Genomic DNA, 328 nt, shown 5'->3' on the forward strand with positions numbered 1-328 from the left:
TCCGGTGTCGATGCGCTTGTGGGAAACACCCGTTCCCATCCCGAACACGACGGTTAAGACGCAGGCGGCCGATGGTACTGCATTGGAGACGATGTGGGAGAGCAGGTGGGCACCGGATCAAAGAAAAAAACAAGCGGGAAGCTTGTTCATATAGAAACAGACACTGGTAAGTGAGTTCTGTCGGAAACAGAACGGTAAAAGGTAAAGATTGATGGACCGGTGTTAACCCCATTCAGCAGGGAAGTGCTGTTATGATAACTGGTTTTACCAGTGATTAGAGGTTTTAAATAAAGAAGTTCTGACACAGGACTTAAAAAGTATTTAAGAT

1 protein-coding gene and 1 rRNA gene are annotated in these 328 nt (G+C 46.0%); one reads left to right on the plus strand and one right to left on the minus strand.

Annotated elements, in window-relative coordinates; translation table 11 throughout:
• Positions 1 to 118, plus strand: a 5S ribosomal RNA gene (gene rrf, locus ACTQWB_RS18790).
• A gap of 28 nt (positions 119 to 146) precedes the next feature.
• Here the strand turns inward: rrf and ACTQWB_RS18795 are convergent.
• Positions 147 to 328 (minus strand): hypothetical protein (locus ACTQWB_RS18795; RefSeq protein WP_441514621.1); only part of this gene is annotated, 182 nt, incomplete at its 5' end.

It is taken from the genome of Blautia sp. HCP3S3_H10_2 (genome assembly GCF_052122375.1).
Classification (GTDB): Bacteria; Bacillota; Clostridia; order Lachnospirales; family Lachnospiraceae; genus Blautia_A.